Origin of the sequence: Pseudomonas sp. CM27 (genome assembly GCF_013179515.1) — a bacterium.
Lineage (GTDB): Bacteria > Pseudomonadota > Gammaproteobacteria > Pseudomonadales > Pseudomonadaceae > Aquipseudomonas.
This window is the reverse complement of the sequence record NZ_JABMCN010000282.1, coordinates 1-7,311: the sequence shown is the minus strand read 5'-3', so window position 1 is coordinate 7,311 and position 7,311 is coordinate 1. Positions and strand designations below refer to the sequence as shown.

The window sequence follows — 7,311 nt, the reverse complement described above, 5'->3', positions numbered from 1 at the left end:
CAGGTTTTGACGTGACATCACGCAGAATCACGCCTCATCACAGCCGAAGGTTGGGGTTGTGCGTCGTTCAATGAGGATGAACATGTCTGCTGCCAGCAATATCCATTCGCTGCTTGCCCGCCTTCTGCCCGAGCGGGTCATCGCCCCTCCGGCCCCTGTCGGGAGACGACAGCGGCTGTTTGCCGGGGTGGGCTTGCCCAGCCAGCGGTCACTGTTGGTCAACCGCCTGGACGAAGCCAGCGACCTGCAGGCGGTGTATGCCGACCTGCGCCGTCAGGCGTTGCAAGGCAGCGTAGCCGCGCTGAACGACCTTGGCTGGATCTGGCTCAACGGCAAGTACTGGCGCGCCGACACCCTGCTGGCCGGGCACCTGCTGCGCATGGCGGCGCTGCAAGGTAATGCTGCGGCGTGGTTCAACCTTGGGCAGCAGCACTACTTCGGCAAAGGCATCGACGCCTCCTATGTGCAGGCGGCGGAGTGTTACCGCCAGGCCTTCGAGCGGGGCATGCTACATGCCGCCGCGGCCTTGGGTGACTTGTACGAGGAGGAGGTGTGCGATGGCGATCTGGACTGGCAGGTCGACCTGGTGCAGGCCTACCAGTGGTTCATGCGTGGGGCCGAGCGGGGCGAGGCGCGGTGCCGCTTTGAAGTGGGTTACCGGTTGATGCATGGGCTGTATGTGGAGGCCGACCTGAAGGCTGCGCTGTACTGGCTGGAGCTGGCGGCAGCGGCAGGGGTGGTGCAGGCGGCCGAAGAGCTGGCGGTGCATTTCAGCAGCCGTGACGCGATGCGATACCAGGAGTGGCGTGACCGGGCGGTGCAGATGGGCAGCACATTGGCCTTGACCATGAAGCTGGAAGACCAGATTCAGCCCTGAGTTTTGTGTCGCCTGTGCCGTCCTCTTCGCGGGTGAACCCGCTCCCAGATGAAAACCACAAACCTCAGAATTTGTGGAGTACCTGTGGGAGCGGGTTCACCCGCGAAGAGGCCCGAACAGGCAGTGCTAAACCCCCAGCATGAACAACAATTCATCCATACCCCCCGTCACCCCCTGTTGACGACAGGGGGTGGGGCAGGCGTATATTGATAGTTAGCAAACTATGAATATCCTTGGTTCCTTTCATGCCCCTTGATCTCCTGCGCCTGCAAGTCAGCAGCGGCATGGTGGTTGCCGCCCGCCATTGGCGGCGCATCTGCCATACCGCCCTGACGGGCTACGGCATTTCCGAAGCCTGCGCGGCACCCTTGCTGATGATCGTGCGCCTGGGCGATGGCGTGCACCAGGTGGCCGTGGCCCAGGCTGCCGGCCTGGAAAGCCCGTCGCTGGTGCGCCTGCTCGACCAACTGTGCAAGGCCGGCCTGGTATGCCGCAGCGAAGACCCGCTCGACCGTCGCGCCAAGGCTCTGAGCCTGACCGACCAGGGCCGTGCCTTGGCCGAAGCCATCGAAGCCGAGCTGGTGCGCCTGCGCCGCGAGGTGCTGCATGGCATCGACCAGGCCGACCTCGAAGCCGCCTTGCGTGTACTGCGAGCCTTCGAAGCTGCCGGCCTGGGCAGCGCTGGCGGGGCGGCATGAACGGTTTCTTCAGCTCGGTACCGCCGGCCCGTGACTGGTTCTACGGCGTGCGTACGTTTGCCGCGTCGATGATTGCCCTGTACATCGCCTTGCTCTTGCAGCTGCCACGGCCTTACTGGGCCATGGCCACGGTGTACATCGTCTCCAGCCCGTTCGTCGGGCCGACCAGCTCCAAGGCCTTGTATCGCGCGCTGGGCACGCTGCTCGGCGCCGCCGGGGCGATCTTCCTGGTGCCGCCGCTGGTGCAATCGCCACTGCTGCTGAGCATTGCCATCGCCTTGTGGACTGGCACCTTGCTGTTCCTCTCGTTGAACCTGCGCACAGCCAACAACTACGTGCTGATGCTGGCCGGCTACACCTTGCCGATGATCGCCCTGGCGGTGGTCGACAACCCGCTGGCGGTGTTCGACGTCGCGTCCTCGCGTGCCCAGGAAATCTGCCTGGGGATCGTCTGCGCGGCGGTGGTCGGGGCCATCTTCTGGCCGCGCCGGTTGGCGCCGGTGGTGGTGGGCGCCACGGGTAACTGGTTCACCGAGGCCATTCGCTACAGCGACACCTACCTGGCCCGTGAAGCCAGTGCAGACAAGGTCGGCGGCATGCGCGGGGCGATGGTCGCGACGTTCAACTCGCTGGAGCTGATGATCGGCCAGCTCGGCCACGAAGGCGCCGGCCCGCACACCCTCAAGAACGCCCGCGAGCTGCGCGGGCGCATGATCCACCTGCTGCCGGTGATCGACGCCCTCGACGATGCCCTGGTTGCCCTCGACGGCCGTGCCCCGGCGCAGTTCGCCCAGTTGCGGCCGGTACTGGACGCCGCCCGTGAATGGCTGAAGGGCACTGCCGACAGCGCTTCGGTGGCCCGCTGGGCTGCCCTGCACGAGCAGATCGCGCGCTTGCAACCCGGCGCTGCGGCACTCGACCAGCGTGCCGAGCTGCTGCTGTCCAACGCCCTGTACCGGCTGACCGAATGGGCCGACCTGTGGCAAGACTGCTGCACCCTGCAACACGCCCTGCGCAGCGATGACGCCACACCCTGGCGCGCGGTGTACCGGCACTGGCGCCTGGGCCGCCTGACCGCGTTCTTCGACCGCGGCCTGATGCTGTACTCGGTGGCGTCCACCGTACTGGCGATTGTCGTCGCCTGCGGCCTGTGGATCGGCCTGGGCTGGCACGACGGCGCGAGTGCGGTGATCCTCGCTGCCGTATCGTGCAGCTTCTTCGCCGCCATGGACGACCCGGCACCGCAGATCTACAAGTTCTTCTTCTGGACGCTGATGTCGGTCATCTTCTCCAGCCTGTACCTGTTCCTGGTGCTACCCAACCTGCACGACTTTCCGATGCTGGTGCTGGCCTTCGCCGTGCCGTTCATCTGCGTCGGCACGCTGACTGTACAGCCACGCTTCTATCTGGGCACGTTGCTGACCATCGTCAACACCTCGACCTTCATCAGCATCCAGGGCGCCTACGACGCCGACTTCTTCACCTTCCTCAACTCCAACCTGGCTGGCCCCGTAGGCCTGTTGTTCGCCTTCATCTGGACCGTGGTGATGCGCCCGTTCGGCGTAGAGCTGGCGGCCAAGCGCATGACCCGCTTCGTCTGGCGCGACATCGTCGAAATGACCGAGCCAGCCACCCTGGCCGAGCACCGTCAGGTGGGTGTGCAGATGCTCGACCGCCTCATGCAGCACCTGCCGCGCCTGTCGCAAACCGGCCAGGACAGCGGCGTTGCGTTGCGTGACCTGCGCGTGGGGCTGAACCTGCTCGACCTGCTGGCCTACATGCCGCGTGCCGGCCAGCAGGCTCGCGAGCGCCTGAACACGGTGATCGAGGAAGTGGGCGCGCACTACGCTGCCTGCCTGCGTGCCGGCGAGCGCCTGCACGCCCCGGCTGCGCTGCTGCGCAACATGGAACGCGCGCGGCTGGCGCTGAACCTGGACGAGTTGTACGAGCGCGGCGATGCCCGCACCCACCTGCTGCATGCCCTCAGCGGCCTGCGCCTGGCCCTGCTGCCGGGTGTGGAGGTGATGCTCGAGCCCGCCGAACAACCGCAACTGCCCCCCGGGCTCGACGGAGCGCCCCTGTGATTGGTGAACTCGATATCAGCGGGGTGTTCCTGCCCACGCTGCTGGTGATGATGTTTGGCACCTACCTGCTGTTCCTGGGGGTGCACGCGGTGCTGGTGCGCCTGCATTTCTACCGCCTGGTCTGGCACCGGGCGTTATTCAACGTTGCCCTGTATGCCGTGCTGCTTGGCGCGGTGGACCACTTTTGCCGAAACCTGATGCTGCCATGAAAAAACCATTGCTTACCCTGGGCCGTGTGGTCCTGACCTTGCTGGTAGTGACCTTCGCCGCCGTGCTCGTGTGGCAGATGGTGGGCTACTACATGTTCGCCCCCTGGACCCGCGACGGCCACATCCGCGCCGACGTGATCCAGATCGCTCCGGATGTGTCCGGGCTGATCCAGAAGGTCGAGGTGCGCGACAACCAGATCGTCAAGCGCGGCGACGTGCTGTTCACCATCGACCAGGACCGCTTCACCCTGGCCCTGCGCCAGGCCAAGGCTACCCTTGGCGAACGCCAGGAAACCCTGGCCCAGGCTTCTCGCGAGGCACAGCGCAACCGCAAGCTGGGCAACCTGGTAGCGGCTGAACAGCTGGAAGAAAGCCAGTCCCGCGAGGCCCGTGCCCGTTCGGCCGTCAGCGAGGCGCAGGTGGCGGTCGATACCGCGCAGCTGAACCTCGACCGCTCGGTGGTGCGCAGCCCGGTGGACGGTTACCTCAACGACCGTGCGCCGCGTAACCACGAATTCGTCACTGCCGGCCGCCCGGTGCTGTCGGTGGTCGACAGCGCCTCGTACCACGTCGACGGCTACTTCGAAGAAACCAAGCTGGGCGGCATTCACATCGGCGACGCCGTGGATATCCGCGTGATGGGCGACAACACCCGCCTGCGCGGCCATGTGCAGAGTTTTGCCGCCGGCATCGAAGACCGTGACCGCAGCAGCGGCGCCAACCTGCTGCCCAACGTCAACCCGGCGTTCAGCTGGGTGCGGCTGGCCCAGCGCATCCCGGTGCGCATTGCTTTTGACGAAGTCCCGCAAGACTTCCGCATGATCGCCGGGCGCACCGCCACGGTGTCGATCATCGAGGGCCAGCGCCCATGAAACAGCTGATCCTGGCCGGCCTGTGCCTGTCGCTGGGCGCCTGCATGATGGTAGGGCCCGATTATGAGGTGCCGAAGGACGCTGCCGTGCAACGCAGCGACCTGAACGGCCCGCTGCGCCAGGATGCCGATAGCGTGGTGTCGGCACCCGTGCCCGAGGACTGGTGGCAGCTGTATCAGGATCAACGGCTGAACCAACTGGTGCGCCAGGCCTTGAGCGCCAACACCGAACTGCGCGTGGCTGCCGCCAACATCGCCAGGGCCCGCGCCCAGGTTGAAGTGGCTCAATCCCAGGGCGGATTCAACGGTGGTATCAAGGCTGGGGCGCAGCGCCTGCAGGAGTCTGGCGAAGCCTTCCTGCAGCCGGAGAAGGTGCCGGTAGCCAACATCGGCGAGGCCATCATCAGTGCCTCGTACCAGTTCGACCTGTGGGGCACCTTCAAGCGCGGCACCGAGGCCGCCAAGGCCAATGCCGACGCGGTACAGGCCGCTGCGGACACCGCCCGCATCACCTTGGTTGCGGACGTGGTCAGGGCCTATACCCAGGTGTGCTCGGCCAATGAGGAGTACCACATCGCCCGTGAGTCGCTGGATTTGCAGGAGCAGGGCGTGAAGCTCAATCAGCGCCTGCGCGATGCCGGCCGTGGCGACGAAACCCAGGTCACCCGCTCGCAGACCCAGTTCAAGTCGCTGCGTGCCGAATTGCCACGCTTCAAGGCCGAGCGCGAGACCGGCATGTACACCCTGGCCGCCTTGCTGGCCAAACCGGTCGATCAGTTGCCTGCTGGCACTGCCGACTGCGCCGAGCTGCCGCACCTGAAGCAGCTGGTGCCAGTGGGCGATGGCGCGGCGCTGCTCAAGCGGCGCCCGGACGTGCGCCAGGCGGAACGCCAGCTGGCCGCTGCCACTGCCTCTATCGGCGTGGCCACGGGTGCGCTGTACCCGGACATCAGCATCGGCGCCCAGGTCGGCACCATTGGCATTCTGGAGAACCTTGGCAAACCGGCGACCAACCGCTGGGGCTTCGGCCCGCAGATCAGCTGGACCATCCCCACCAACGGCACCCGAGCGCGCATCCGCATGGCGCAAGCGTCGACCCAGGCGGCGTTGGCGAATTTCGATGGTGTGGTGCTGAATGCCATTCGCGAAACCCAGACCCGGCTCGCGCAATACAGCGCTCTGCTGGACCGGCGCGATGCGCTGGCCGAGGCGGAGGCGTCGGCCAGGGAAGCCGCGGACCAGACGCACCGATATTACCAGGCCGGGCGTGAGTCGTTCCTGGCGGATTTGCAGGCCACGCGCACCTATACCGATGTGCGTGCGCAGCTGGCAGCGGCCAATAGCCAGGTGGCGTTGGGGCAGATTGGGGTGTTCCTGGCGTTGGGTGGGGGCTGGAAGGACGCCGCCAGGCCTTGAGGCCCAATCGCCGGCAAGCCAGCTCCCACCTCGACCGCGTCGGCGTAAAGCCATGTGCAATACCTGTGGGAGCTGGCTTGCCGGCGATAGAAACTCCCAGACAACACATGATCAGAGCCAAATCGCATCCCAATGCGGATAATCGCCAACCCTTGAAACCAGCCCCGCCCGCTTTGGGTTCAAGACTATGTACCGAGCCACCGCTTGTACATCGTCCTCCCTGCGCAATGCCCGGTCGTGAAAGCCCTTCTGCCAGAGCCGCCCACTTCGTCCTGTGTGCCTGTTGATCATCACTGTGCTCCGGGATTTAACCCGGCGCATTACACGCCTCAAGCTGGCCGGCCCAAGCTCGACCAGCCAATGAAAGTGGTCAGGCATTACCACCCAGGCCAATGACCTGACGCGTAACTCCGCCACCATCAATCTTGCGCAGTGGAAGTCACTGAACATTGGAACCCTGTCCAAGGTTGTGCTGGTGAGCAGATATAACCTGCTGGTCTCCGAAAATCGGCCGAGCCTTAACTGGTCTGAGTGGGGACGATCCATGTGCGCTCTCTCCTGATGAACTGCTCATCAGGCTAGTGGGAATGGACTTACCGGCGATGAATGAATTGGTACCCAGTATTTCCAGTAGCATCGGCGCAGCTTCATCGTTAGCAAGCCAGCTCCCACAGGTACCGCACTAGGCTTGAGAGCGATGCGGTCGGTGTGGGAGCTGGCTTGCCGGCGATCAAGGGCGAAGCCCTTGCCTGGGCCCTAAAGCCGTAGGACATTTCTGAACTTGCAACCAAATGCTTCAGTTCTGATTCTGTGTCGAATTATCCTACGGCCGCTATCGGATGGTGCTGACTTGGCTGGAAAGTGCTCTGGGAATAACGTCCTCGGGTCGCCTCGCAAGGCGATCGGGCGTGAGACACCCGGCTGGTACAGGTTGCATCGCTTATGGCGGTCGTGCACGGGCAGATTTCGGTCTGGCCGGGTCTCCTGTACCCCGGGTCTCAACCCGTGTAACGACTGCCACCCAAATCCGTGAGACGATGCGGAGGGCAGAATTCTTTTTTGTACAGGAGTTCCGCCATGAAAAAGCTCGTCCCCGACCCACCCGTCACCGATCTGCTCCTGCTCGACCCACCAAATCTCTCACTCATCGACTCGC

Annotated in this window: 7 protein-coding genes; 6 read left to right on the top strand and 1 reads right to left on the bottom strand. The window is 64.7% G+C overall.

Annotated elements, in window-relative coordinates; translation table 11 throughout:
* Nucleotides 1-82 precede the first annotated feature (82 nt).
* The 6 genes from HP547_RS25490 (at nucleotide 83) to HP547_RS25465 (ending at nucleotide 6,155) form a co-directional block, all read left to right on the top strand.
* Nucleotides 83-877, top strand: a complete 795-nt coding sequence (locus HP547_RS25490; RefSeq protein WP_172288159.1) for a tetratricopeptide repeat protein — start codon at nucleotides 83-85, stop codon at nucleotides 875-877.
* 245 nt (nucleotides 878-1,122) lie between these two features.
* Entirely contained in the window at nucleotides 1,123-1,575 is a 453-nt protein-coding gene (locus HP547_RS25485; protein WP_172288157.1) for a MarR family winged helix-turn-helix transcriptional regulator, read from the top strand.
* Complete coding sequence (locus HP547_RS25480; protein ID WP_172288155.1) at nucleotides 1,572-3,659, top strand: FUSC family protein; 2,088 nt, start codon at nucleotides 1,572-1,574, stop codon at nucleotides 3,657-3,659. The genes HP547_RS25485 and HP547_RS25480 overlap by 4 nt, the downstream gene beginning before the upstream one ends.
* The gene (locus tag HP547_RS25475; RefSeq protein ID WP_003255905.1) at nucleotides 3,656-3,868 is read left to right on the top strand and encodes a DUF1656 domain-containing protein; all 213 of its coding nucleotides are present in this window, start codon (nucleotides 3,656-3,658) and stop codon (nucleotides 3,866-3,868) included. Before HP547_RS25480 ends, HP547_RS25475 begins: the two co-directional genes overlap by 4 nt.
* Complete coding sequence (locus tag HP547_RS25470) at nucleotides 3,865-4,740, top strand: HlyD family secretion protein (RefSeq protein ID WP_172288153.1); 876 nt, start codon at nucleotides 3,865-3,867, stop codon at nucleotides 4,738-4,740. Before HP547_RS25475 ends, HP547_RS25470 begins: the two co-directional genes overlap by 4 nt.
* A complete protein-coding gene (locus HP547_RS25465; protein WP_172225494.1) occupies nucleotides 4,737-6,155 on the top strand; it encodes an efflux transporter outer membrane subunit in 1,419 nt (472 codons plus the stop codon). Before HP547_RS25470 ends, HP547_RS25465 begins: the two co-directional genes overlap by 4 nt.
* A gap of 111 nt (nucleotides 6,156-6,266) precedes the next feature.
* Here HP547_RS25465 and HP547_RS25460 read toward each other — a convergent pair whose 3' ends face one another.
* Nucleotides 6,267-6,701: a transposase gene (locus tag HP547_RS25460; protein ID WP_172288151.1), complete on the bottom strand. Its 435-nt coding sequence runs from the start codon at nucleotides 6,699-6,701 to the stop codon at nucleotides 6,267-6,269.
* Between the last annotated feature and the right edge of the window lie 610 nt (nucleotides 6,702-7,311).

Excerpts from the sequence above, each read along its gene's own strand:
- HP547_RS25490 (WP_172288159.1), top strand. The coding sequence starts at position 83 with ATGTCTGCTGCCAGCAATATCCATTCGCTGCTTGCCCGCCTTCTGCCC.
- HP547_RS25485 (WP_172288157.1), top strand. The coding sequence starts at position 1,123 with ATGCCCCTTGATCTCCTGCGCCTGCAAGTCAGCAGCGGCATGGTGGTT.
- HP547_RS25480 (WP_172288155.1), top strand. The coding sequence starts at position 1,572 with ATGAACGGTTTCTTCAGCTCGGTACCGCCGGCCCGTGACTGGTTCTAC.
- HP547_RS25470 (WP_172288153.1), top strand. The coding sequence starts at position 3,865 with ATGAAAAAACCATTGCTTACCCTGGGCCGTGTGGTCCTGACCTTGCTG.
- HP547_RS25465 (WP_172225494.1), top strand. The coding sequence starts at position 4,737 with ATGAAACAGCTGATCCTGGCCGGCCTGTGCCTGTCGCTGGGCGCCTGC.
- HP547_RS25460 (WP_172288151.1), bottom strand. The coding sequence starts at position 6,701 with ATGGATCGTCCCCACTCAGACCAGTTAAGGCTCGGCCGATTTTCGGAG.